Source organism: Pseudomonas sp. GM78 (genome assembly GCF_000282475.1).
Classification (GTDB): Bacteria; Pseudomonadota; Gammaproteobacteria; order Pseudomonadales; family Pseudomonadaceae; genus Aquipseudomonas.
The window spans coordinates 51,168-74,941 of sequence record NZ_AKJF01000055.1; the positions used below are offsets into that span (position 1 = coordinate 51,168).

Below are 23,774 nucleotides of genomic sequence, written 5' to 3' on the forward strand. Positions count from 1 at the left end.
ATTGAGCCTTTTAGCCGTTGCCTGGGGTGCGCTATGTCTGATTTAAAGCTGGGCCTGGTGATCGGTGGGGCGGTCAGTTCTTCCGTGGGGAAGGCCTTCAAGGATGTTGAAAGCCGTATCCAGGCCCTGGACGACAAGGGGGCCAAGGCTCGCATTCTGCAAAGCACCATCGGCGAAACGATCAAGCTGCGCGATGAATGGAAAAAGGCCCATGAGACGGGCGCGGCCGGGGCGTCGACGTTGCTGTCGCGCCTCAATGCCAACCTGGCCAGCCTCAAAGCGCAGGGTGTGGAAGCCGGTCGACTGGGCCGGGCCTATGAAGCCATGGGCCGTAAAGCCCGGGCGGCTGAGCTGCAGGCTGAAGGTCGGCGGCAGATGGAAGAAGGCCGGGACGGGCTGAAAAGCACGGCCGGGCAAGCGGTAGCGGCCACCGCTGTGGCGGTGATGCCGGTCAAAGTCAGCGCCGATTACGGCGCAATCATTCGTGACATTGCGATCAAGGCGGGCATTGCTAACAGCCCGCAAGAAGCGCAAATGTCGCAAACCATCGTCAAAACCTCCCGGGATACCGGGATGGCGCGTAACGATGTGGCCGAGGTGGTGAACGCCTTGGTCGGTGCCGGCATGGACCTCAAGCAGGCCATTGACTACGCGCCGTCGGCGGCCAAATTCGTGGTCGGCCAGGGCGCTGATGGCGCAGACACGGCGAGGATGATCAACGCCCTGGGGCAGAACGCTAAGATCACCGATCCCAAGGTCATGCAGCAGGCGCTGGAGGCGATCGCCTACCAAGGCCAAGCAGGCAGCTTTGAAGCGGCCGACATGGCGAAATGGTTCCCGGAAATGCTCGCCGGCATGGGCAAGCTGGGCATCACCGGTATGGATTCCGTGACACAGCTGGGCGCGCTGCTGCAAGTGCAGATGAAGACTGCCGGCGGCGCGGATGAGGCGGCCAACAACCTCAAAAACTGGATGGAGAAAATCGGTTCCGGCGACACCGTCAAGGCTTACAAGGACGTCGGGATCGACTATGAAGCGTCGATGCAGAGCGGCATGCAAAAAGGCATGTCCACGCTGGAGTCCAGCTTTGCCCTGGCGCAACGCTACATTCAGGCGACCGACCCGAAAAAGGCCGCCGCGATGGCCGAGGCGACGGCCAAGATCAGCAAGGAAGCCGATCCGGTTAAAGCCCAGGCGATGATCAACGCCCTGGAACAAGCCTTGCGCACCGGCGACCTGTTTGCCGACATGCAGGTCAAGGGTGCGTTGACCGCGTTTATGCAGAACAAAAATCTGTATGAGCAGCTGAAAAATGACTCGCGCGCCGCCTCGGGCATTCTGGACAAGAACCTGGACGAACGCCGCGATGCGTCGGCGCAGCGCTGGAAAGAAGTCGGGCAGAGCATGGACGATGCCTTGCGCTCGGTAGGGGATGCGCTGGCCCCTATGACTGACGCGGTGGCCTCGGGGATCACCACGGTGACGCGCGGGCTAAGCCAACTCACGGACGAGTCGCCCAAGGTCGTGAGCGGCGTGGCGGCGGTGGTGGCGGGCTTCCTGGCCCTGCGCGCCGTGGTCAACACCGTGAAAATTGGTCGAGGCCTGATGAACCTGGGCCGGGGCACCCTGATGGGTAACCCGAACATCCCGCAAAAAGTCATTGTGATGAACCCCGCGTCTGGCGGTGGTCCGGACCTGGGCGGTGCTGACGCAGAGCGCAAGAAGCGCGGCCGACGCGAGCGGGCGGGTACGCCGTCGCCTGGGTCTCCAGGGGGCCCAGCATCGCCGGCGCCGCCTGAGCGGGCCGCCAAGCCGCGCATGCGGGTGTATGCCGGCGCGGATCTGAGCAAGGCCCATAAGCCGTTGAGCGGTTGGAAACCACCCACGACGGTGCCCCGGGTTGAGCCTGTTGCCGCCACACCCAAGCCGGCCGCCGTAGGCGCCGGCCCCAAGGTGGCGGGCTCGGGGGCGGTCGTGTTTGCCCTGCTCGATGCCGGCATGAAGGCGAAAGACACCTACGACACGGCCACGACCCAGGACGAGAAGGCCGAAGGTTATGGCGAGGCCGCCGGTGGCTTTGCCGGCACGTTGGCGGGTGCGGCGGCAGGGGCGGCGATTGGCTCGATGGTGCCGGTGATTGGCACCATCGTCGGCGGGGTGCTGGGGGGTTACCTGGGCAGCCTGGGCGGTGATGCGGCGGGCGGCTATCTGGGCAAGAAGATGTTCGGCGGTGACGAATCGCTGAAACAGATGCCAGTGGCCGGGCCGCTGATGATGGCGGACGCGGGCAAGTCGATTCCGCCCGTGCTCGATGACGTGGCTCAATCGTTCAAGACGTCGGCCCCGGCGCCTTTGCTGCTGGGTCGGTCGCCGATGGTGGCCCCAGCGGATCAGCGCCCGGTGGCGCGGGTGGATAAAGCGCCCAGCATGCCGGCGCCGGTGCCGCTGGCGCCGCTGTTGCCTCGGCCGTCGGTGGTGGGCCCGGTGGAGCAGCGCCCGGTGGCGCAGGTGGATAAAGCGCCTGATGTGCCGGCGCCGGTTCTGTCGGTGCCGCTGGCACCGCTGTTGCCCCGCCCGCCGGTGGTGGCCCCAGTAGAGCAGCGCCCGGTGGCGCCGGTGGAGAAAGCGCCTGGTGAGCCGGCGCCGGTTCTGTCGGTCTCGGTACCGCCGGCGCCGCTGTTACCTCGCCCGCCGGTGGTGGCCCCAGTCGAGCAGCGCCCGGTGGCACCGGTAGAGAAAGCGCCTGGTGTGCCGGCACCGGTTCTGCCGGTACCGGCACCAGGGGCCCAGCGGCCGAAGGACGAAAAACAGACCGCGCCCGTCCTGCTGGCACCGGTCAAAGCCGAACGTTCGGTAACGCGTGCGGAGGGGGTGAGCCCGGTTGTTTCAGTCATGACGCCCAAGCCGGCGGCACCGGCGATCAACCTGCTACTACCGGAGCGTGCGGCAGATGCCCAGGCGCAAGCCCGGCCGCCCGTTTTGCATAACGCGGCGCCGGTTCCGGACGGGCCGAAATTGGGGGATGTGGCGCGCGTCCTGGCGGCAAAGCCGGCGATGGCCACGCCGGCACCGATCATCCTCAAGCCGGAGCCTCCGCCCAAGCCCGCGGCCCCTAAGTACGAGCAGAAGGTGGAGATTCATGCACCGATTACGCTGACCGTGCAGGGGGATGTGAAAGACCCACAACAGCTGATGCGTGAGCTGGAGCCCATGATTCAGCGGGTCATGCGCGACGCGGCGCAGCAGGCGCAGCGCTCCAATCTGTTTGATGCCCCGCATGTCGAGTAAGGAGGCGTAATGCCCTATATGGAGCAGTTGCAATCGGGCCTGAAGTACCTGGCGTCAGCCGGGGAAACAGGCCGCCGAAGTTTGGACGGTATGCTTGGCCCGGTGAACGGCGCGATCAGTGAAATCAGCGGGGCGGCGTCTGAGCTGGAGGGTCTGCCGATTGTGGGGCCAGCGGTGGGGGCCAAGCTCCAGCGGGTCATGCGCGGGGTGCAGGCAGCTCAATCGAAGGTCGGCAAGGTGGTGGCCACCTACAACAAGGCCAGTCGGGCCGTGTCGCAGATCGATGAGCGCATGGGGGTACTCAAGGAGCAGGCCGCCAAAGCCAGTACCGCGATCAACAAGATTGCCGGCAAGGTCAGCCCGTCGTTGTCCAACATTGTGCCGACCTCTTCTTTTGCGGCAGACAAGACGCCCGCCGTCGAGGCGGTGAAGGCGTTCCCCCATCTGTTGATCATGCAGCCGCTGACCGCCAAGTCTGAGCCGTATTACTTCAACCTGGACACCGCCGCGTTTGACGAGTTGAGTCGTTCCAGCGACTTCCGATGGGCCTCGCAGGAGCGGTTGACGCGGCGGCCGGCGCAGCAGGCGGTCGGCATGGGCGAAGAGAAATTGACGCTCAAAGGCTCGATTTTCCCGGGTTTCAAGGGCGGCATCAAACAACTGGACACCTTACGCAGCATTGGCGCCCAGCTGGCGCCCCTGGCGTTGACCACGGGCTATGGCGCGGTGCTGGGCAGCTGGTGCCTTAAAAACATTCAGGAAGACCAAAGCGCGCTGTTGCAGGGCGGTATCCCGCGCAAGCAGGGCTTTACCTTGGAGTTTGTGCGTTATGGCGACGACCTGCAGAACATCTGACGGGGACTTACTCGACACCCTTTGTTATGACTTTTACGGCCATCTGAACGGCTCAGTCGAGGCCGTGCTTGAGGCGAACCAAGGGCTGGCGGATGAGGCCCAGCCATTCCGCGCCGGCGTGCTGATCCGCTTGCCGGATCTGCCGGACCCCTCCGACGGCACCGTGATGCTGTGGGATTAACCCGGCGTGACGCATAACACCGTCAGTCACCCGACCCCGCTGATGCGGGGTTTCTTATTCTGGACTGCCCATGAAACCATTGTTTCGCGTCGTTGCCGATGGCAAGGACATCACGGCCTTGATCAACGATCGGCTGTTGTTGCTGCGCACCACCGACAAGCCCGGGATCGACTCGGATGAATTCGAGTTGCGCATTGATGACCGCGACGGCGAGGTCGCGTTGCCCAGTCGGGGCGCCAATATCGAGCTGTACCTGGGCTATGAGGGGCAGCGCTTGACCCGTGTCGGGCAGTACACCATTGATGAAATCGAAGTCTCTGGCCCGCCCGACACCATGGTCCTGCGCGGCAAAGCCAGTGACATGCGCGGCAGCGGCAAGACCACCCGCAGCGGCAGTTGGGAGGACGTGCCGTTGTCCAAGATTGTCAGCGATATCGCGCAGCGTAATGGCTGGACGCCCGTGTGCAACGTGACCACCAAAGTGCTCCGGGTCGATCAGCTCGGCGAGTCCGACTTTAATTTCATCACGCGCCTGGCGAAACAGTACGACTGCACGGCCAAGGTGGCCGACGGCAAGCTGTTGGTCATGCCGCGACAGGACGGATTGAGCGCATCCGGCAAGGTGCTGGGGGGCGTCAGCATTAGCCGCCGCGACGTCAGTCGCTGGCAATTTCGCCTTGGCGATCGCACGACCCATAAAGCGGTCTCGACCAAGCATCAGGACAAGAAGACCGGCAAATTGTCCGTGGTCACCCTGGACAATGCCGACGCGCCCGATGGTCTGCCGCCGGTGCATAGTGACCGGCATATCTACCCCAACAAAAGTGCCGCCGAGCAGGCCGCCAAGGCGCGCTTGGCCGCGTTCAACCGTTCCACGGCCGGTGTGCGACTGGAAATGCCGGGGCGCACTGATGTGTTTGCAGAGATGCAGTTGAGCGCCACGGGCTTTAAGGTCGGGCTCGATGGCGAGTATCTGGTGGACTCGGTGGAGCAGGTGTTTACCCAGTCGGGCTGGAGCACCACGGTGGAATGCAACGGCGGCAAGAAGGGCAAGGCCCTGGCCAAAGGCAAGGCGAAGAAAGAAACGAAGCCGCTCAGGGTCGAGCAGCTATAACCCCCCATTCCCCAGGTCGCCATCGAGCGGCTTTTTTTTGTCTGGAGTTTCCCCCATGCCGATCACCGAGGCGCAACTGTTGCGCATCCTCCCCAATGCCCGCCCCGTCGCGGGCATTTTTGTGCCTGCGCTCAATCGCGCCATGGCGCGTTATGACATCAGCATCCCGGTGCGCCAAGCGGCTTTTCTGGCGCAGGTCGGGCACGAGTCGGGGCAGCTGCGATCGCTGAGCGAAAGCCTGTACTACAAGGACGCCACGCGCGTGGCGCAGTTGTTCAAGTACGGTTTCGACCTGAACCACAACGGCCGCGTCGATCCTGCCGAGGTGCGCGATGCCGAGGCGTATTTGCGCAATAGCGAGAAGCTGGCCAACCGCGTTTATGGCGGTCGTTACGGTAACGGCCCGGAAGCCTCGGGCGACGGTTTCAAGTACCGCGCACGGGGCCTGATCGGCGTGACGTTCCGCGATAACTACCGGCTGGCCGGCAAGGCCATTGGCCTGCCGTTGCTCGATCAGCCCGAGCTGCTGGAGCAGCCCGAATATGCCGCGCTGTCGGCGGCCTGGTTCTGGTGGGATCGCGGTTTGAACGAGCTGGCCGACGCTGGGCTGTTCGACAGCATCACGCGCAAGATCAACGGCGGCGGCAATGGCGCCGCTGAGCGTCGCGCCCTGTGGGCCACGGCCAAGGAGACGCTATGCGCCTGATCGATCTGCTACCGCCAGCGCTACGTCCCTGGGCGGTGGCCCTGGTGCTGCTGGCGATCGCCGGTGTAGCCGCTGGCGGCGCCTGGGTGGCGCAAGACTGGCGGTATGGCAAGGAACTGGCCGAGCAGGCCGGCCAGGTCGATCAGGCGGCGCTGAAGCGTGCCGAGGATGCCTTGGCCGCGCTGGCGATCGAGCAGCGCAGCCGGCTAGCCCTGGAGTCCCGCCTGCAGGCCAACGACGAAACCCACCACAAGGAATTATCCGATGCGAAGAACACTCAGCAACGCCTGTCTGATCGTCTTGCCACTGCTGATGTGCGGTTGTCAGTCCTACTCGCCGCCGGACCCGCCGGTGGTGTTGGGCTGTCAGCCGCTGCCGGCACCGGCGGCGTGGTTTATGGAGCCACGCGCGCCCAACTTGACCCCGCGCATGCTCAACGAATTATCAGCATCACCGATGACGGCGACCAAGGACTGATCGCCCTGGCGGCCTGTCAGGCCTACGCCAAAGAAGTCTCAGCACCGAAGTGAAAAGAGCGACCGGGTTGGATGCGTCAACATCCAACCCGGCCGCCGTCCCTGCAGATGGTCCCTGCAAGTCCAGCCAAGGCTCTTGCTCCGTGCACAAAGCGCGGCGAGCCTAGCACCTGTTTATCCATACAGTAAAGGTCTTGCTCTCTATGTCTACACCCATCATCCCTTGGATGGGCGGCAAACGCCGCCTGGCCGATCGCCTCATTCCACTTTTTCCGCCACATGAATGCTACGTCGAAGTCTTTGCCGGTGGTGCTGCGCTGTACTTCATGCGCCCACAGGCCGCGCCCGTGGAAGTTCTCAACGACATCAACGGCGACCTGGTCACGCTGTACCGCGTCGTGCAAAACCACCTCGAAGAATTCGTGCGCCAATTCAAATGGGCGCTCAGTTCACGCCAAGTGTTCGAGTGGCAGAAGATGACCCGCCCCGAAACCCTCACCGACATCCAGCGCGCCGCGCGATTCTTCTACCTGCAGCATCATGCGTTTGCCGGCAAGGTCACCGGGCAAACCTTCGGTACTGCGACCACTGGCCCGGCCATCAACCTGCTGCGAATCGAGGAAAACCTGTCGGCAGCCTGGCAGCGCCTGTCTGGCACCTATGTGGAAAATCTCCCCTGGTTGGAATGCGCAGAACGCTACGACCGTGCCCATACCTTTCACTACATGGACCCGCCTTACTGGCAGACTGCCGGCTATGGGGTGGATTTTCCGTTTGAGAACTACGAACGCATGGCCGACTTCATGCGCCGCTGCAAAGGCAAGGTGATGGTCAGCATTAACGATCATCCGGACATCCGTAGCGTATTCGAGGGCTTCCACCTCGAAACGCTAGACATCCGTTACTGCAATACCAATCAGCGGCAGGGGAAGGCCGAGGTTAGTGGCGAGTTAGTGATTATGAATTGGGAGCCTGCGGCCTTGGGAGGTTTGTTCTGAATCACAATGGAGTGAACCCAGGGCACCCGATACCCCATAGCCTCATCAGCTCAGTCAGTTTGATCAGGAACTCAACGGTCGCCATCAAAAGAAATAGCACATTCATTTTTATTCTCGCAAAAAAACATACCGCGCTAAATGGCGCGGTGGATCTGAGGGGGGTGGCAGAACGTTATTTAAACTAAATGTTCTATTGGATATTCGTCAATAGTTAATTGTGAAAATTATCAAAGAATGGTCCTGAGGCCCGCTGCATAGTTTGCCCCCGGGTTATGGGTGTACACCGCTGCCCCATTCCTGGGGAATGGGGCAGCGGTGTATGTGGGGTGCTCCGGAAAGCGGACTCAAACAGTAAGTTGAATCGATATTGATAGGGTGTCATTCACCGGCGAAGTAACGCTGAAGCGATTAGCGATTTAGCGATTTAGCGATTTAGCGATTTAGCGATTTAACGATTTAACGATTTAACGATTTGACGCTTTAACGATTTAACGATTTAACGATTTAACGATTTAACGATTTAACGCTTTAACGCTTTAACGCTTTAACGCTTTAACGCTTTAACGGTTTAACGGTTTAACGGTTTACCGGCCCTTTTTGTCACCTCCAGTGACTTGCCCGATAGGCTCAATTAAATCGGGTCCTTGATTGCGTACATTGCCTATCGCGTGGTCCACGTTGAACCACTCGAACGCCTCGGTTGGCTCTCCCTGAAGCAGTACTATTTGTTCGGCGCGCTCCTTGGGCGTTGCCGGATCGAGCCATTCCTGAGCCAGTTCCGGTGATAGCGCGACGGGGCGTCGATCATGAATGTCGACCATACCGCCGGCGCTGTCGGCGGTGATGATGAAAAAACCGTCATGCTCGCCTGGCTCATGTTCGCCGATCGGATTCTGACCTATCGCAGCGCAGAGGATTGGCGAACGGTTACGATGGCGGATCAGGTAGGGCTGCTTTTTCGGGCCGCCTTCATAAACCCACTCAAACCAGTTGTCGATCGCGATGATGGCCCGGAGCGGCCAGATGGCTTTGAAGAACGGGCCATGGGCGACATTCTCCACCCGGGCGTTGATTGGCGCGGCATGGTCTTTGGCCCAGTGCGGGCGCCATCCCCAACGAACCATATCAGCGCGCAGGTATTCACCCTCGCGGTGAAGGAGGGCTAGCTGAGCGGTCGGCGCGGCGTTGTAGCGTTCGACAGGCTGGTCGCCGACATAGTTGAGCAAAGCATTTGGCATGATGAGCGCCGCGACGAAGTCGTGAATGCTGCGGTACTGGGATAGGCGTCCACACATGGCCGGTTCTCCTGTTGTCTCTTCAGGGTAGACCCATGGCTAACGCCTTCGTTACAAACCCTCGGCCAGCGCAGGTTGGGCAGTCTTCACGCGGCGCGAAACGATCGTGGCACGCGGGGCAGAGGCGAAATCGGGCAAGGTCGATCAATGGCCTGAGCTTTTCAAACACGGTCACGTCACGACGTTCCTCGGCCACTTGCGCGACGTCCACAAGCGCGCGATAGATGTCCGGATCGTCAATGGGCTCGACGGCCCGACCGTCGATCATACGGCCGGTTTCGACGAGGTTGTATTGCTGTCCATCCGGCAGGGTCAAGGTCAGCCCGGTGATGGTGGCCACGGTGCCGGACGGATTGAACACCAGATGGGTTCCGGCCACCTCCTGATAAACCTTGCCGTCGTAAGCGAATCGGGCAGCGCTGGCCAATGCACGCTCGGCATAAAAAATTGATCGCGAAATCCGCCCAAGCGGCGTCGCGTGGGTGCCACACACCACCTCATAGGAAGACGCGCTACAGTAGCGGGCGGGGGCGCTGTGCAGTTCTTCCACCGCGTGCCAGTAGGCCGCGTTCCCCATCTCGTTCATGTCGAACTGCTGCAGCACGTCGATCAATCCTTCGCTCAGCAACGTAGCGCTCATTGAGTGGAGGGTTTGCCGGTGAGCTTCCGGGTTTTGCAGACGAAAGTCGTGGTCGTCGAGGATCGAGCGCCACTGCTGAAGCCTGAGCGCTTTAGCCTGGTCGAAATTCATGGGAAGGGTTCGCTGTGCAGGTACTGTGTATATGTACAGTAATATAGGTCTGGCCTTCAAGCGAGGGGCAGTTGACCAATAGCCGCTTCAACTCATCTGTTAGCTCGTCGCTACGTCAGCGCCACTTATAGCCCAAGCGAACACGCGCCGGTTGATTTCACTCAGGCCCCCTCGCGAGCAATCCACTCTTCACCCGTACGCCAAAGCGTGGTCCGACGTGGTGAGGTTTCCTTCTAACCGGAATTTTGTGCCGTTAGGGTGGGTCGGTTTCCGGTCCCACCGACAGTTTTACCCAGGTTTTCAATGCTGCCAGTACTTCGGCGCGCAATGCATCACAGGAGTTTTGTCGATCAAATTTGCCCAGTGGATTGCGCCATCCAGCCGTCCAGACAGGCGTACTCGTAATGATCTGTTACTTCGCCAATTTTAGTTTGCTAAGTGAGCTCCGTCGATGAAGTTTTTCCGTTATGTCTTGCCCGCGTCGTCTTTGCTCGGAAAAATGAAAGGAGCTGCGGCCACGTCAAACTTATCTATTGTAAAGGTGATCTTGTCGTCATCGGAGTCCATATCGCTAGTTACGGCAAGGTTGCTGATCATGAGTCCATTTTTGAGATGATTGGCGAAGGGGTTCGCGTGGTTCGCCGATTCATTCCATCCGTGTGCTCGAATGAACTCTTGAGTGGATATCTCCCCTGCGAGAAGTCTAAGTAGCCCTCTAGATGAGATTGTGATCTTATTGCCTTGCATAGAATAACCACCTAATTGATCGGATCCTACGCCTGGAGTGTTGAGCAGCGAAGCAGAATGGTAGGCGGGGCGTAATGGCCTCGGTAGGTTTGGTAGCGCGACATGCAACGCTGCGGTCAGTGATTCGATTGATTCATTCGTGGCTCGGTGAGAGCGTGCCAGAAGGGGAGCACAGACTAGCTCGTAGCTCATCTGGTAAGTTGTTGGAGTGCCAAAGGGGTGATGTTGGGCATCTACGGTGACTAGCAATACAGCATCAATACTACTGTTCTGGCGAAGAAAGTCTTCTGCGACTTCCCGCGCACTATAGGTGTAATGCGATTTCCCAAGATTTCCGTTTCTAATCAAATCGCAACCGCCATCACAGGCGATGATGATACGAAGAGAGTCATCTGGAGCTCCGTTTAACTGCTTAACTTTATGTTTGAGTGCGCTAAATAAGGGGTTGATGGTTTTTGACGTTGCTACAGTGTAGCTAGTGTGGCTGCCACCACCATTTTTCCAGTTTGGATCGTAAATGATTTTAAAGTTATTGTTATTTTCGTTGCTTTCAAATCTGGATTTTATTGTGGGGGCATCTCTGATACTATAAAACCATGGTTCAAGCTCTGTTTTGATGAAGCCAGTTATCTCAGATTTTTCAGGTAGCATCAGCCGCATTTTGCTTCTATGACGAGGCCCTGTGGTTTCTCCGCGCACATCTATCCAGAAATTTCCGGGGTGCACTCCAAACTTAGATGCAAGCCTGGCAATTTCTTTACTTATATATTTAAGGGGGTTCTGAGCGTCAAGCCCCTCATCTGATATTGTGGTGATGTCGCCGACAATCGTTAGTTCGTCGCCGTCTTGCTTGTTTATCGTCCAGCGGATGTCAGGGCAACGTCCATTTGGCAACGCCTGCTCGTGTTTGAGGTCTCCCGCCTGGGAGAGTGCATGTAATATTACTAGCTCCCACATTACATGAAGCCGGGTGGCATCAGTAGCGTTGAGTCTACTGATGATTGCCGTGAGCTGCGAGTGGCTAAGGGTATTCGAAAGGCCATTGATGCGAGCTTGCATCGCTCTACGTGAAAATACGAAATTAGTCACTTATGCCCTCCTCAGGTCGGTGATCGTTCATGGGAAGCATTATAACATTGCGCTTGACGAGGGGCAGCCAATTGGTCGAAGGCACGCATCCCTGAGTGTCCGCTCATGGCTGATTTTGTTGAAAAAGTCGACTTCGGTTTCCACTGCAGAAAAGTACGCGCCTGAGATTGAAATCTGCATTTTGCGCAGAAGGTTCAGTACTCGGATTTCGCGTAGCAGCGTGCAAAAGAGGTGTTTTCGCATGTCCAGAATTTTCGCCACTTTACTCATGTTCACTCTAGGTACGAATGCTTGCCTTGCCAGCGAAGGTGATGACCAAGCCAACTCGTTCGCCAAAATTTACGCATCGCTTTGCATGAAGAACCTTCCAAATCTGGAAGCACTCCGAGAAAAGCTCAGGCCAATCCCTAGCCTTCCTCCCGAAAAGGCGGTGCTGTTTCTGGCAGGTGATCCTGGCGACGCGTGGTCTGTTCCAGACAAGTACGGAACGTTTGTGTTGACGCTTCCTAGCGGCAAGAATTTTTGTGCCTTACATGTCCGCAGGGCAAGTACGGAGACCGCTATCAAGCTGTTCACTGGAATGGTCGCAAATCCGCCCCCTCCATTTACCTCAACACTGGTAAAAAACGAGCAAACGCAATCGCCCTCAAATGGACAAACTCAAACCCTTTCCTACGAATGGTCAGTTCCAAGCGCGACACGAAAAATGTTGTTTACCATCACCACCACCGCATCTGAATCCGCACAACTTCAAGTGCTTGGTTCAGCAGCAATCATCAGCCAATAGAAGCAACCACTGCGTTCAAAGGATTGCACCGCAACGAGAAGCAGCAGTCATCCTTTTTTATCCAATGCTGACCGGCAAAGGGTCGATGTGTTGAAAAAGTCGGTCCTTCCAGACTGCCCGCGCACTGACTGCTGAAAATGCCATTTTTGCGCGCAGCTACGCGAAATCCGAGCCCGGAGTCCTCTGCTCAAAGTAAAGAATTCAACCTCGAGCGCGTACTTTTCTGCGGTGGAAACCATGGCCGACTTTTTCAACAGAATCGGTCGATTGCGGTCCGCTGGCAACTCTGTCGTGAAATCAGCCTTGCCGACTCAGCTCTCGGTCTGCAGCTGTGGTGACTTTTGCGACGCCTTAGCGCTACCCGGGCCGTAAGAACTATTACTACGCGGCGAGCCCTGCGAAAAAGTGCTGCCTGCCACTGAGGCTGGAGACGTAATAATTGTGCCCGTCTTAGGGTCCGCTGGATCGGCTCTCATTTGGGACAATCCAGCAAAGGATGCCGAGGCTCTGCATGTACGGCTCAATTCACACGGCGCTATGCTATCGTGCCGCAGTTGACCGTTCTTAGAGGATCTCAAGTGTCTAATTCTTACTCATTCTGGAAATTGCCTGTCGGGAAGTTTGAAACATATAAAGAGGCTCTTGCAGAGCGATGTGAGGCTGCAGGTATCCCGCTAAAGGATCTAGACTATAGTGGGCGATATGAGGGGCACACGGGCCTTAGCATATCCCTTAAGTGCGGGAGGGAGCTGCGAGAGTTAGAGATTTTCGATCATAACAAACTACCCCAGATTCTAAGTATTCCATTTGAGGATTACAACTTCTTATCAGGTCTGGAAGCTATCTGCAGTTACGAAAAGGGACTAGTCGAGATAATGGTTATAGAGGCTGGAGCTGCGAGCGCAGCGACCTTTATTGAGAAGCTGTTCGGTGTAAGTTGGCGAGAAGCAAATAAAGTTGACCCAATAAAGGTCGAGAGTGCCAGTGGATTAAGTGTTGAGATAGGTTTGGCAAGTCCAGTTTTTAATGCCATCTATGAATATGCAACACCTCGCACCGTGACAATGAAAGTTTCAGGCGTCCAAGCGAAGAAGCATGATTCAGTGCTGGATCTTATTCAGAAAGTGAGTGGGTCACTTCTTTTTCAAATAGAGCTGATAACTGGTATGGCATTGATTGTGAAAAGGCAAAGGACGCGACATCATAAGCGCGAGGATCGCCAAGCTACCATACCCCTCGATGTGAAATTTCCGGACAGAGAGTTCGATCATGCTCCACTGTCTTTATATTGGTATGCACGCAGCGCGAGCGGGATGCCCCTTCTTCAGTATCTGGCCTATTATCAAGTTGTAGAATTTTATTATCCTATTTACTCTCAGTCTGAAGCTCACCGAAGATTAAAGTCTATTTTAAAAAATCCTACGTTTCGCGCTGAGAAAGATTCTGATATATCTCGATTGCTTAGTGCGATACAGGTATCTCGAAGCGGAGCGTTTGGTGATGAGCGCACACAGTTAAAAGCGACAATTGATGAGTGTCTTGATGATGGAGACTTGAGGAGCTTCTTGAGTGAGAATGAGGAACGCACCAGCTTCTTATCTTCAAAATCTAAGTTGGTAAATTCTAAGCTAAGCATATCTAGTGTGGATAGTGAGTTAAAGGGGGAAGTTGCAAGAAGGATCTATGAGTTGCGATGCAAAATTGTTCATACCAAGTCTGACTCTCGCGACTCTGATATTGAGTTGCTTTTGCCTTTTTCCAAAGAGGCCGATTTAATGCAGCATGATATTGAATTGATAAAATACGTTGCGCAACAGGTGTTAATTGCAGGCAGCAGGAAACTACACCTATAGACTTAAACGCATATCACAGTGAAGCATTGAGCTGGCAGCCTATCTTTGATGTACTTAATTGATTTATAAGCTGCGTTTTCTGTCAAGATTTAATTGGTGTAACTTACGTCAGTAGTTTCTTTCAAAGATAATTTTTTAACAGACTGGACGACGTCCTCCGTGAGGGTGAGTCGCTCCGAAAGGCAGATACCAACCGGCCACTCACCGCAGTGGCTGTCTGATATGGTCGGTACTGCTTTCCACCAGTGGCGGGTCTGCGTCGGAAGCGATCGTTCATGAGTGTCCGCTTTGGCCGGATTCTGTTGAAAAAGTCGGCCATGGTTTTTTCGGCAGAAAAGTACGCGCCTGAGATTGAAATTTTTACCTTGAGCAGAGGAGTCGGGGCTCAGATTTCGCGTAGCGACGTGCAAAAAAGGCGTTTTCAGCGGTCAGCATGGGGCCAGTCTGGAAAAACCGACGTTTTCAACAGAATCGCCGTTTAGCTGCCTACCGCGAAGGTCAGCTATCAGCCGATTCTGTTGAAAAAGTCGGTCCTCCCAAACTGCTTCCTCACTGGATGGTGAAGCCGTACGCCTACTCATGCCATTTAATGCCAAATGAACAAATAACATCTGATGTCAAAAAAGCCCTGCGGCCCTTTATTTACGGGGTCGTAGGGCTTTTTTGCTTTGGTACTCCAACACAATCGGCGTGTGGGTGATGGCTTGTGGCTATAGTGTCTGTCTCTTGGATATGAGGTGTGGGCAATGACTGCGCAATACTTAAACATTATTGGATTAACGCTCAACATTATCGGCGTGGCGATGGTGTTTTTCTTTGGATTTCCCCAGCCGTCCCATCAAGACAGTATCGGGATAGCTCTTGAAAGTGAGAACCCAATGCCAGACGGAAGAACAGTAGGCGACCATGAAGAGGATGCGCGAAAACGAAAGAAGAGATATCAGATTGCATCCCAATTGGCTCTGACACTGATGGTCATTGGTTTTGTCTTTCAGTTGATAGCGACGGCGCTCCCCGAGCTAGGGCATATTTAGGGCAGATTACAGGCCGCTGCGCACCGCTACAGGCTGATGGCGCCGCATGATTCCCCCATATCTAATGGCCTGCACCGGCCTATGAAGACACCGGAAGGGGTTCGAATCCCTATCTCTCCGCCATTACATAGAAAAAGCCCCGTAGCTGAAAAGTTACGGGGCTTTTTTTTTTGTGCAAAAAACTTTCAGGGTTTTAATCGCACGGGAGACGCAGGGCCAATCAATTACCCATGGTGGCGTGGGTGATGATTTCGTTCTCAACCAGCAAGTTGATTCGTGCTGGGTTGTAATCCTTGGTCATGATGAACCCGTTGCCCCTCGGGCGTACTGCCAGGCCGGTCTTGTTGGCGAGTTCTGCGCGTAGCTCCTCGTTGTATTGGCGGCCGATGTACTGATTGGCGGTTTCCAGGTGTTGTTTCAGATCGGTAGTCATGTATTGCTTCCTTGCGATATTTGAATTGAGCGGAAGTGCTCCCGTCATCCGGTTTGGATGACGCAGGAAAATACTGGATTAATTGCGCTGCTTTATCATCCGTTGGACTGTGTCGCGATGTTTGCCTCTTCCTTCGACAGGGGAGGCTAAGTAGGGCCCAACACGTGCGCCTGTTGGCATTAACCACAAATCCCTCCAGGCATTCGTTCAGTCGCGTAGACGCCGATTGTTACAACTCCCTAAACTGTCGGTTGTTTTTGAGTGCGGGGTCAGTGGATGAATCGCAACGAGCTACGCAAGGCCGACATCAACCTGATGGTGGTGTTTGAAGCGCTGATGCTGGAACGCAACGTCACCAAGGTGGCGAAGAAGCTGTTTCTCGGTCAGCCGACCATCAGTTCGGCGCTCAACCGCTTGCGTACCATGTTCAACGATCCGTTGTTCATACGCGTCGGCCATCGCATGGAGCCCACGGCGCGGGCTGAAGAGATTTTTCGGCACTTGTCGCCGGCGCTGGATTCATTGTCGGTGGCGTTGAGTCTGACCCATGAATTCGACCCGGCCAGCAGCACCATGACCTTTCGCATCGGGATGTCCGACGATGTCGAGTTCGGCCTGTTGCCGCCGTTGCTGCGGGCGTTGCGCCAGGAAGCGCCGAAGGTGGTGTTCGTGGTGCAGAATGTCGATTACTGGCGCATTCCCGACTTGCTGGCGTCTGGCGACATAACGGTCGGCGTCAGCCAGACCCGTGGCCTGCCAGCCAATGCCAAGCGCAAGTTGTTGCGGCACATCCACCCCTGCGTATTACGAGCCGATGCCAGCGATACACCGCTGACGGTGGATGAGTACTGCTCGCGCCCCCATGTGCTGGTGTCCCATATTGCCAACGTCAGTGGTTTTGCTGACGACTGGCTGGCAGCGATCGGCCGCACGCGCCAGGTGGTGCTTTCGGTGCCGCAATACAGTTCGTTGCCGGCCTTGCTCGCCGGGACCGACCTGATTGCCAGCCTGCCGGATTACGCCGCAGAGGCCATGGCGGCGTCCGGTCAGTTATTCAAGGAGCCGTTTCCCTTCAAGACACCGACCCTCGAGTTGTCCATGGTCTGGCTCAGCCATGTCGACAGCGACCCTGCCGAACGCTGGCTGCGCTCACGGCTAGAGGCCTTCATGGGCGAGCGCAATCTGTTGTCGCTGCCCCAGTGAGCAACGCAGCGCTGTGCTATATGTAAGAATTTGCGCCGATCTACAGGAGTTATGCCATGCCTCACCTGCACTTGGAATACACCGCCAACCTGCCTGCCCTGAACGCCGATGTGGCGTTGATGCGCCTGAACAATACGCTGGTGGGGTCCGGTCAGTTCGGTGCCGAATTGGATATCAAGAGTCGCGCGGTGAAGGTCGAGACGTTCAAGGTCGGCACGGCATTGGCAGAGCGGGCGTTCGTGCATGTGAAACTGGCCGTGCTGAGCGGTCGCTCCGCAGAGATCAAGAAGCAGCTGTCGGAAAGTCTGCTGGCAGTGGTCAAGGATCTATGCCAATGGCCGGCGGGGGTGGAGGTGCAGTTGTGCGTGGAGATTCTCGACATCGATCGGGAATCCTATGCCAAGGTCACCGTCGGCACCTGAGTTTCAGGCCGTATTCGTTTCGATGCAGGCCTCTATCACTTGCTCGCGCAAGTGACAAGTTTGCCCCTATAAGACGCTCCTGTGTCATTCAGCCCCCAATCTTGCTGAACAAGACCTGAACCATTCTCAAATAAGTAGAAAGTTTCATCGAGTGTAAGGCTGGTAACTAATCGTTGGCTTCTTTTTCACGAAAAATTGATGGTCGGCTGCCTAAAGTTAGTGTTGTCGCGATAAATGAAATTTTCACATTTATCGAGGGCACTTCTTTTCAGGGATAAGCCTTTCACCATGTTGAAGATTAAAGCCGTGCGCCCGGAATGGGTGACACTGATTGCCAGCGCCTTTTTATTGACTGCCTTCAATTTTGTATTGTGGCAGCACCTCTTCGAGATCACTGCGGCTGACGGTAAAGGCATCGTCATGCGCGTGGCGTTCGGGGCGATGATCTTCGCGGCCTTCAACATCATCCTGACCCTGCTGGCATTCCGGCCTGTGCTGAAACCCGTGTTGACCCTGTTGTTCATGATCAGTGCGGGCGTGGCTTATTTCATGGGGCAATATGGCGTATTGATCGACATCGGCATGTTACGCAACTTCGCCCAAACCAATGCCACGGAAGTGCGCGACTTACTGTCATTCAAGTTACTTGCGTATATTGTTTTCCTCGGTGTTCTGCCGTGCTGGTTGTTGTGGAAAACCCCGGTTAGTTATCGCCGCTGGCACCGTGAGTTATTAAGTAAGGTGCTCGTGACTGTTGCTTCGGCGGCGGTCATTGGTGGTGTCGCGCTGGTGAATTATCAAGGCCTGTCCTCGCTGTTTCGCAATCACCATGAACTGCGCCTGATGGTGGTTCCGAGTAACTACGTGGGTGCCTTTGCCGGTTACTTGCGCGAGCAGGTCGTGTCAGCACGCCAGCCCTTTGTCAAAATCGGTGAAGATGCGCAACGCAATTCTGCCTGGCAAAACCATGGTCGCAAGTCCCTGACGGTGCTGGTGGTGGGTGAGAGTGCCCGGGCAGAGAACTTTGGTGTGCTCGGCTACAACCGCGACACCACGCCCAAACTGGAAAAGGAAGCCGGGCTGATCGCGTTCACCGATGTGAAATCTTGCGGCACTGAAACGGCGGTGTCGGTGCCCTGCATGTTCTCGAACATGGGGCGCAAGGATTACAACGCGAGCAAGGCCAAGAACGAAGAAGGCCTGCTCGATGTGCTCAAGCGTGCGGGCCTGGATGTGATCTGGCGTGATAACCAGTCTGGCTGCAAGGGTACCTGCGATCGCGTCACCCTCGACGACGTCAGCAATCTGAAAGACCCGGTGCTCTGCGCCAACAGCGAATGCCGCGATGAAATACTGCTGCAAGGCTTGCAGCATTTCATCGATAAACTGGACAAAGACACGGTACTGGTACTGCACCAGATGGGCAGTCACGGTCCGGAGTACTACAAACGTTATCCGAAGGAGTTCGAGCGCTTTACTCCGGTCTGCCAAAGTAACGCGCTGAACAACTGCAGTCGCGAAAGCATCATCAATGGCTATGACAACACGCTGGTGTACACCGACCATGTGCTGTCGACCCTGATCGATCTGTTGCGCAGCAACCAGGACAAAGTCGATACCGCGATGCTGTATCTGTCGGACCACGGCGAGTCCCTGGGCGAATACAACCTGTTCCTCCACGGCACCCCTTACATGCTGGCACCGGAGCAACAGAAACATGTGGCGATGCTGGCCTGGTTCTCTGACAGCTATCAGAAGTCGTTCTCGGTGGACACTCATTGCCTGCAGCTGAGTCGTGAAAAGCCCTTGAGCCAGGACAACCTGTTCCATTCGATGCTGGGACTGCTGGAGGTCAACAGCAAGGTTTATAACCAGGACCTGGATATGTTTTCCGGGTGCCGCAGGGCGGCGATCGACGGCGTACTGGCCAAAGATTGAGTGCTGCGACCTCTGTTCCCACGACGGCCTGCGGCCGGCACATCTACGCTCAAGAGCCCTTGCACATGCCTGTTCAGACCCCCAGCGCCATCGAGCTCGAGTTCGCCCGGCATTATGACCAGGAGCACGCCCGCGTCTGCCTGCAGCCGCGAGCGCAAGGGGTGGGCGAGCGCCTGGCGCTCTGGCGTGACGAGCAAATGGTGCGCCGGGCGCTCAAGGTTGCCGGCGAGCCGGGCTTGATACTCGATGTGGCTTGCGGGGTGGGGCGCTTCTGGTCGGTGCTGGGCGAGCGGGCGAACCGGGTGATCCTCGCGATGGATCCGTCCCAGGCTATTCTCGAACATGCCCGGACCCACCATCCGCAGAGCCTGATGCAGCGAGTCAGGACCTTTCAAAGCTCAGCCTTCAACATTGGCTTGCCTGTGAATGCGGTTGACTGCATTTTTTGCATGCAGTTGTTTCAGCACATAACCTGTCCCGAGCTCCGTTTAGCGATGTTGGGCGAGTTTTACCGCGTCAGTCGCGATACGGTGATTGTGGCGGTGCGGGTCGGTGGCCGTTTCAATGGAGGGTGCACCGACGGGCAGGGGGCGGCGGCTGGGCCACTGGTCAGCAAGACCCAGGTCGAGGCTGAGTTCAAGCGGGCGGGATTGCGCGTGCTAAGCCATCAGGATTTTCTGCCCGGTCGTACCCCGAGGCGGGTTTACGTGCTGGGTAAGGTCGGTTAGGCCATGTTTGTCCGACTATTCTTACAGTCAGGCAGGCATTTTCGCTAAAGCTCTTGTTCAGTGGATGCGCGGAAATCGTCGGTGGCGATATATACTGCGCGCCATTCTTCAAGGGAGAGCCGTGTGGCCATCGATATTCACTGGATTCGCGACAACGATAGCCTCGGTCGGTTTTGCACCGAGTGGCAGCAGCTGCCGTTCGTTGCCCTCGACACCGAATTCATGCGGGTCGACACCTTCTACCCGATCGCAGGCCTGCTGCAGGTCGGCGATGGCGAACGTGCCTACCTGATCGATCCGCTGACCATCGACAACTGGCAGCCACTGGCCGCCTTGCTGGAAAATCCGGCGGTGGTCAAGGTTGTCCATGCGTGCAGCGAAGACCTCGAAGTCCTGCTGCGCCTGACCGGCAGCTTGCCGGCACCGCTGTTCGATACGCAACTGGCCGCCGCTTACCTGAACCTGGGTTTCTCCATGGGCTATTCGCGGCTGGTGCAGGAAGTGCTGGGGATCGACCTGCCCAAGGGTGAAACCCGTTCCGACTGGCTGCAACGCCCTCTTTCCGAGACCCAGATCAGCTACGCCGCCGAAGACGCCGTGCACCTGGCGGAAGTTTTCGTCAAGTTGCGTCCGCAATTGTCGGATGACAAATACGCCTGGGTCCTGGAAGACGGTGCGGAGCTGGTGGCCAACCTGCGCCGCGAAATCGACCCGTTCGAGGTCTATCGCGACGCCAAGCTGGCCTGGAAGCTGTCCCGCGCGCAGCTCGCCGTGTTGCGTGAACTCTGCGCCTGGCGCGAGCAAGAGGCGCGTGCCCGTGACCTGCCGCGCAACCGCATCATCCGCGAGCATTCGCTGTGGCCGCTGGCGCGCACGCAACCGGACAACCTCGGCGCATTGGCGAAAATCGAAGACATGCACCCGCGTACCGTGCGTCAGGACGGCGAATTCCTGCTTGATCTGATCAAGCGCTCTGGCAGTGTGTCTCCAGAGCAATGGCCGCCCGCCGTGCCTGAGCCGTTGCCGGTGGACGCCGCCGTGCTGCTCAAGCGGCTCAAGGCCATCGGTCAGGCCGAAGCCGAGCGCCTGAACATCGCGCCTGAGCTGATGCTGCGCAAGAAAACCCTGGAAGCGCTGCTCAAGAGCGGCTTCCCCAATGGTCCCTACCAATTGCCTGATTCGCTGCGTGGCTGGCGCCGCGAATTGATGGGCCAGGCGCTGCTCGATAGCCTGGCCACCGCCGGAGAACAGCCTTGAAACGTATTTGCTCCATCTATCGCAGTTCGAAAAGAAACGAGATGTACCTCTATGTGCTCAAGAGCGATGCTCTGGAGCGTGTACCGGAACCCTTGATGGTCGCCTTCGGCAAAGCCATCCACGCGTTCGACCTGGTGTTGAGCCCCGAGCGCAAACTGTCGCGCGAGGACATCACCGTCGTGCTGGACAACCTCGAAAAGCAGGGCTATCACCTGCAAATGCCGCCAGCGGAAGACGAATACATCGAGCACTTGCCGGAAGAATTGCTGCGACGCAACGACCCCATGTGATCGACAGGCAGGCTCTGTTCAGGGCCTTGAAGAGCACTGGAATGATTTTGGCGAGGGCCGCAACGACGGAGCAGGACTCTGTCGGCGGCCGTCTGCACGGTTTTTCGAAAGGTTTGAAGCATGCGCGTTCTGATTGCTGAACACGACCACCCCGTCTACGCCCAACTGTTGCAAGAGGCGGCGCCCGACGTGGAAGTACTGACCAGCGGCGATTCCGCCGAACTGGCGCGTCTGGCCGCCGATTGCCCGGTCTGGCTCGGCCAACCCGATTTGCTCGCGACCCTGTTGCGTCAGGGGCATCAGCCGCAATGGCTGCAATCGACCTGGGCCGGGATCACGCCGCTGTTGGCCGATGGCTTGCCTCGGCACTATCGCCTGACCCGCGCAGTGGGAATTTTCGGCCAGGTCATGGCCGAGTATGTACTCACCTACATGCTCGGCCACGAACGCGAGGTGCTGGCACGGCTGGTCAGCCAGGTCGAGCGCAAATGGGACAGCCGTCATGGCCAGAGCCTGGCGGGGCGCAAGGTATTGATCGTCGGTACCGGTGATATCGGGCAGACGGTGGCGCAATTCCTCGTACCCTTTGGTGTGCAGCTGTATGGCATCGCCAGTGAGGTCCGTGAGCAGGCACCTTTTATCGAAGTCGGCTCGCTGGCGGATCTGCCACGATTGGTCGGTGAAGTGGATTACGTGGTCAATCTGCTGCCAAATACCCCGAACACCCACGATATTTACGATGCGGCGCTGTTCAAGCAGTTCAAGCCGAGCGGGTTGTTCATCAACGTCGGGCGCGGTGTGGCGGTGGTGGATGCGGATCTGGTGGAGGCCTTGAAGGAAGGGCATCTGGTGGGCGCTGTGATCGACGTCTGTCGCCAGGAGCCGCTACCGCAACGTCATCCGTTCTGGACGGCTTTTGGCCTGCTGCTGACGGGTCACAGTTCGGCACCGACCTCGCCACCGCTGATGGTGAATCTGTTTGTCGAGAACTTGCGGGCGTATCAGGCCGGTGAAGCGTTGCGCGGGGAAGTGGATTTCAATCGCGGGTATTGAGCTGCTGAACCCGATCGTTCCCACGCAGAGCGTGGGAACGATCGGGTTCAGCACGGCTTAGAGGGTGAAATCGCCTTCAGCGGCGAGTTCGTTCAACGGCCGCCGCGGGCTTGGCTCTTCACGCGCTTGCAGGTATTCCGCCAGCGTCGCTTTATCTCCCAGCTTGCCGACTGCCACGGCTGCATGCAGTGCGTAGCCTTCAGGAATGTTCAGCTCCTTGCGGGTCAGTTCCTGATCGAAACCGGCCATGCCATGGGTATGCCAGCCACTGATGCTGGCTTGCAGCGCCAGGTGACCCCAGGCGGAACCGGTGTCGAACGTGTGCCACAGCGCCGGGGTTTCTTCGGAGGCGCCAGGCGCGGTGAAGGTGGTTTTCGAGATCACGATCACCAAGGCCGAGGCGTGTTGCGCCCAGCTGCGGTTGAATTCGTTCAGCAGGCCCAGGTAACGCTCCCAGTTCGGCGTATCGCGACGCGCATAGAGAAACCGCCAAGGCTGCGAGTTGTACGCCGACGGTGCCCAACGCGCGGCTTCGAAGAAGCTCAGCAGGGTTGCTTCAGGAATGGTTTCGCCGGTGAAGGCGCGCGGCGACCAGCGATCGGTAAACTGCGGGTGGATGGCGTAATCGGCAATGCGTGGATTTGCACTCATCAAGAGATTCCTTGCTACGTTTGAAGGTGGGAGCGACGCAAAACCCTACTTGGCGGCGCAATAACTGACAAGCGTGTTCTACCGACAGTCGCCAATGCTTGGCCCGCGGGGCTGCGGGCACTAGACTGGCGGCCTTTTCACCACCTGATGTCGATGCTCGAACCATGGCCGCCAAAGTAGAACCGTTCTGGATACGCAAAACCCTCGATCAACTCGATCAGGAGGAATGGGAATCGCTGTGCGATGGCTGTGGCCTGTGCTGCCTGCAAAAGCTCGAAGACGAAGACGACAACAGCGTCTATTACACGCGCATCGCCTGCAAACTGCTGGACTTGAAAACCTGCCAGTGCAGCGATTACCCCAACCGTCGGGCGTCGGTGCCGGACTGCATCCAGCTCACACCGGGCAAGGCCGACGAGTTCAAATGGTTGCCACCGACCTGCGGCTATCGCCTGGTCAGCGAGGGCAAGGACCTGCCGTTGTGGCATCACCTGGTGTGCGGTGATCGCGACGCGGTGCACCACGAACGTATTTCCCAGTCCGGGCGCATGCTGGCCGAAGGCAGCGTGGCTGAAGAAGATTGGGAAGACCATCTGATCTTCCGCGCGGGTTAAGGTTTTACAAA

At 57.5% G+C, this 23,774-nt stretch carries 23 protein-coding genes; 18 read left to right on the forward strand and 5 right to left on the reverse strand.

The features are described from left to right. Positions 1-33: 33 nt before the first annotated feature. The 7 genes from PMI35_RS26160 to PMI35_RS26130 all read left to right on the forward strand — a co-directional run bounded on the left by PMI35_RS26160 (position 34) and on the right by PMI35_RS26130 (position 7,618). Positions 34-3,288 carry a phage tail tape measure protein gene (locus PMI35_RS26160; protein WP_008056070.1) on the forward strand — a complete coding sequence of 1,085 codons (3,255 nt, stop codon included), beginning with the start codon at positions 34-36 and terminating at the stop codon, positions 3,286-3,288. Positions 3,289-3,297: 9 nt separating this feature from the next. Continuing rightward, positions 3,298-4,143 carry a phage tail protein gene (locus PMI35_RS26155; RefSeq protein WP_008056072.1) on the forward strand — a complete coding sequence of 282 codons (846 nt, stop codon included), beginning with the start codon at positions 3,298-3,300 and terminating at the stop codon, positions 4,141-4,143. After that, the gene (locus tag PMI35_RS26150; RefSeq protein WP_008056074.1) at positions 4,118-4,324 is read left to right on the forward strand and encodes a tail protein X; all 207 of its coding nucleotides are present in this window, start codon (positions 4,118-4,120) and stop codon (positions 4,322-4,324) included. Before PMI35_RS26155 ends, PMI35_RS26150 begins: the two co-directional genes overlap by 26 nt. A gap of 70 nt (positions 4,325-4,394) precedes the next feature. After that, positions 4,395-5,438, forward strand: coding sequence for a phage late control D family protein (locus PMI35_RS26145; RefSeq protein WP_008056076.1), 1,044 nt, complete (start codon positions 4,395-4,397; stop codon positions 5,436-5,438). 55 nt (positions 5,439-5,493) lie between these two features. Next, positions 5,494-6,144 carry a glycoside hydrolase family 19 protein gene (locus PMI35_RS26140; RefSeq protein ID WP_008056078.1) on the forward strand — a complete coding sequence of 217 codons (651 nt, stop codon included), beginning with the start codon at positions 5,494-5,496 and terminating at the stop codon, positions 6,142-6,144. Further along, on the forward strand, positions 6,135-6,674 hold the full coding sequence (locus PMI35_RS26135) for a lysis system i-spanin subunit Rz (protein ID WP_008056086.1): 540 nt from the start codon (positions 6,135-6,137) through the stop codon (positions 6,672-6,674). Before PMI35_RS26140 ends, PMI35_RS26135 begins: the two co-directional genes overlap by 10 nt. A gap of 149 nt (positions 6,675-6,823) precedes the next feature. Further along, positions 6,824-7,618: a DNA adenine methylase gene (locus PMI35_RS26130; protein ID WP_008056090.1), complete on the forward strand. Its 795-nt coding sequence runs from the start codon at positions 6,824-6,826 to the stop codon at positions 7,616-7,618. Positions 7,619-8,202: 584 nt separating this feature from the next. On the opposite strand, the gene PMI35_RS26125 is transcribed toward PMI35_RS26130, so the two are convergent. The 3 genes from PMI35_RS26125 to PMI35_RS26115 all read right to left on the reverse strand — a co-directional run bounded on the left by PMI35_RS26125 (position 8,203) and on the right by PMI35_RS26115 (position 11,500). Further along, entirely contained in the window at positions 8,203-8,913 is a 711-nt protein-coding gene (locus tag PMI35_RS26125) for an SOS response-associated peptidase family protein (RefSeq protein ID WP_008056092.1), read from the reverse strand. Positions 8,914-8,935: 22 nt separating this feature from the next. Next, positions 8,936-9,664 carry a hypothetical protein gene (locus PMI35_RS26120; protein WP_008056094.1) on the reverse strand — a complete coding sequence of 243 codons (729 nt, stop codon included), beginning with the start codon at positions 9,662-9,664 and terminating at the stop codon, positions 8,936-8,938. Between the two features lie 465 nt (positions 9,665-10,129). Next, complete coding sequence (locus PMI35_RS26115) at positions 10,130-11,500, reverse strand: hypothetical protein (RefSeq protein ID WP_238543147.1); 1,371 nt, start codon at positions 11,498-11,500, stop codon at positions 10,130-10,132. A 241-nt stretch (positions 11,501-11,741) separates the two neighbouring features. On the opposite strand from PMI35_RS26115, the gene PMI35_RS26110 reads away from it, so the two are divergent. The 3 genes from PMI35_RS26110 (at position 11,742) to PMI35_RS26100 (ending at position 15,174) form a co-directional block, all read left to right on the forward strand. Next, positions 11,742-12,287, forward strand: coding sequence for an NMCC_0638 family (lipo)protein (locus PMI35_RS26110; protein ID WP_157295576.1), 546 nt, complete (start codon positions 11,742-11,744; stop codon positions 12,285-12,287). A 578-nt stretch (positions 12,288-12,865) separates the two neighbouring features. Continuing rightward, positions 12,866-14,140 carry a hypothetical protein gene (locus tag PMI35_RS26105; RefSeq protein ID WP_008056097.1) on the forward strand — a complete coding sequence of 425 codons (1,275 nt, stop codon included), beginning with the start codon at positions 12,866-12,868 and terminating at the stop codon, positions 14,138-14,140. Between the two features lie 746 nt (positions 14,141-14,886). Beyond that, positions 14,887-15,174, forward strand: coding sequence for a hypothetical protein (locus tag PMI35_RS26100; RefSeq protein ID WP_008056099.1), 288 nt, complete (start codon positions 14,887-14,889; stop codon positions 15,172-15,174). A 220-nt stretch (positions 15,175-15,394) separates the two neighbouring features. On the opposite strand, the gene PMI35_RS26095 is transcribed toward PMI35_RS26100, so the two are convergent. Next, complete coding sequence (locus PMI35_RS26095) at positions 15,395-15,607, reverse strand: hypothetical protein (RefSeq protein WP_008056101.1); 213 nt, start codon at positions 15,605-15,607, stop codon at positions 15,395-15,397. 276 nt (positions 15,608-15,883) lie between these two features. Here PMI35_RS26095 and PMI35_RS26090 point away from each other — a divergent pair, with 276 nt between their 5' ends. From PMI35_RS26090 to PMI35_RS26060, 7 genes are all read left to right on the forward strand, one after another. Next, a complete protein-coding gene (locus tag PMI35_RS26090; protein ID WP_008056103.1) occupies positions 15,884-16,810 on the forward strand; it encodes a LysR substrate-binding domain-containing protein in 927 nt (308 codons plus the stop codon). A gap of 56 nt (positions 16,811-16,866) precedes the next feature. Next, positions 16,867-17,232: a 5-carboxymethyl-2-hydroxymuconate Delta-isomerase gene (locus tag PMI35_RS26085; RefSeq protein WP_008056105.1), complete on the forward strand. Its 366-nt coding sequence runs from the start codon at positions 16,867-16,869 to the stop codon at positions 17,230-17,232. 288 nt (positions 17,233-17,520) lie between these two features. Continuing rightward, positions 17,521-19,170 (forward strand): phosphoethanolamine transferase, encoded by a 1,650-nt coding sequence (locus tag PMI35_RS26080; protein ID WP_008056106.1) that lies wholly within the window; start codon positions 17,521-17,523, stop codon positions 19,168-19,170. Between the two features lie 65 nt (positions 19,171-19,235). Continuing rightward, positions 19,236-19,898 carry a class I SAM-dependent methyltransferase gene (locus tag PMI35_RS26075; RefSeq protein WP_008056107.1) on the forward strand — a complete coding sequence of 221 codons (663 nt, stop codon included), beginning with the start codon at positions 19,236-19,238 and terminating at the stop codon, positions 19,896-19,898. A gap of 123 nt (positions 19,899-20,021) precedes the next feature. Continuing rightward, on the forward strand, positions 20,022-21,155 hold the full coding sequence (gene rnd / locus PMI35_RS26070) for a ribonuclease D (RefSeq protein ID WP_008056108.1): 1,134 nt from the start codon (positions 20,022-20,024) through the stop codon (positions 21,153-21,155). After that, on the forward strand, positions 21,152-21,445 hold the full coding sequence (locus tag PMI35_RS26065) for a YcgL domain-containing protein (RefSeq protein WP_008056110.1): 294 nt from the start codon (positions 21,152-21,154) through the stop codon (positions 21,443-21,445). The genes rnd and PMI35_RS26065 overlap by 4 nt, the downstream gene beginning before the upstream one ends. A 120-nt stretch (positions 21,446-21,565) precedes the next feature. Next, positions 21,566-22,498 carry a D-2-hydroxyacid dehydrogenase gene (locus PMI35_RS26060; RefSeq protein ID WP_008056112.1) on the forward strand — a complete coding sequence of 311 codons (933 nt, stop codon included), beginning with the start codon at positions 21,566-21,568 and terminating at the stop codon, positions 22,496-22,498. Between the two features lie 57 nt (positions 22,499-22,555). Here the strand turns inward: PMI35_RS26060 and PMI35_RS26055 are convergent, their stop codons facing one another. Further along, positions 22,556-23,149 carry a nitroreductase family protein gene (locus PMI35_RS26055; protein WP_008056117.1) on the reverse strand — a complete coding sequence of 198 codons (594 nt, stop codon included), beginning with the start codon at positions 23,147-23,149 and terminating at the stop codon, positions 22,556-22,558. Positions 23,150-23,313: 164 nt separating this feature from the next. On the opposite strand from PMI35_RS26055, the gene PMI35_RS26050 reads away from it, so the two are divergent. Then, complete coding sequence (locus PMI35_RS26050; RefSeq protein WP_008056118.1) at positions 23,314-23,763, forward strand: YcgN family cysteine cluster protein; 450 nt, start codon at positions 23,314-23,316, stop codon at positions 23,761-23,763. The last annotated feature ends 11 nt before the right edge of the window (positions 23,764-23,774 follow it).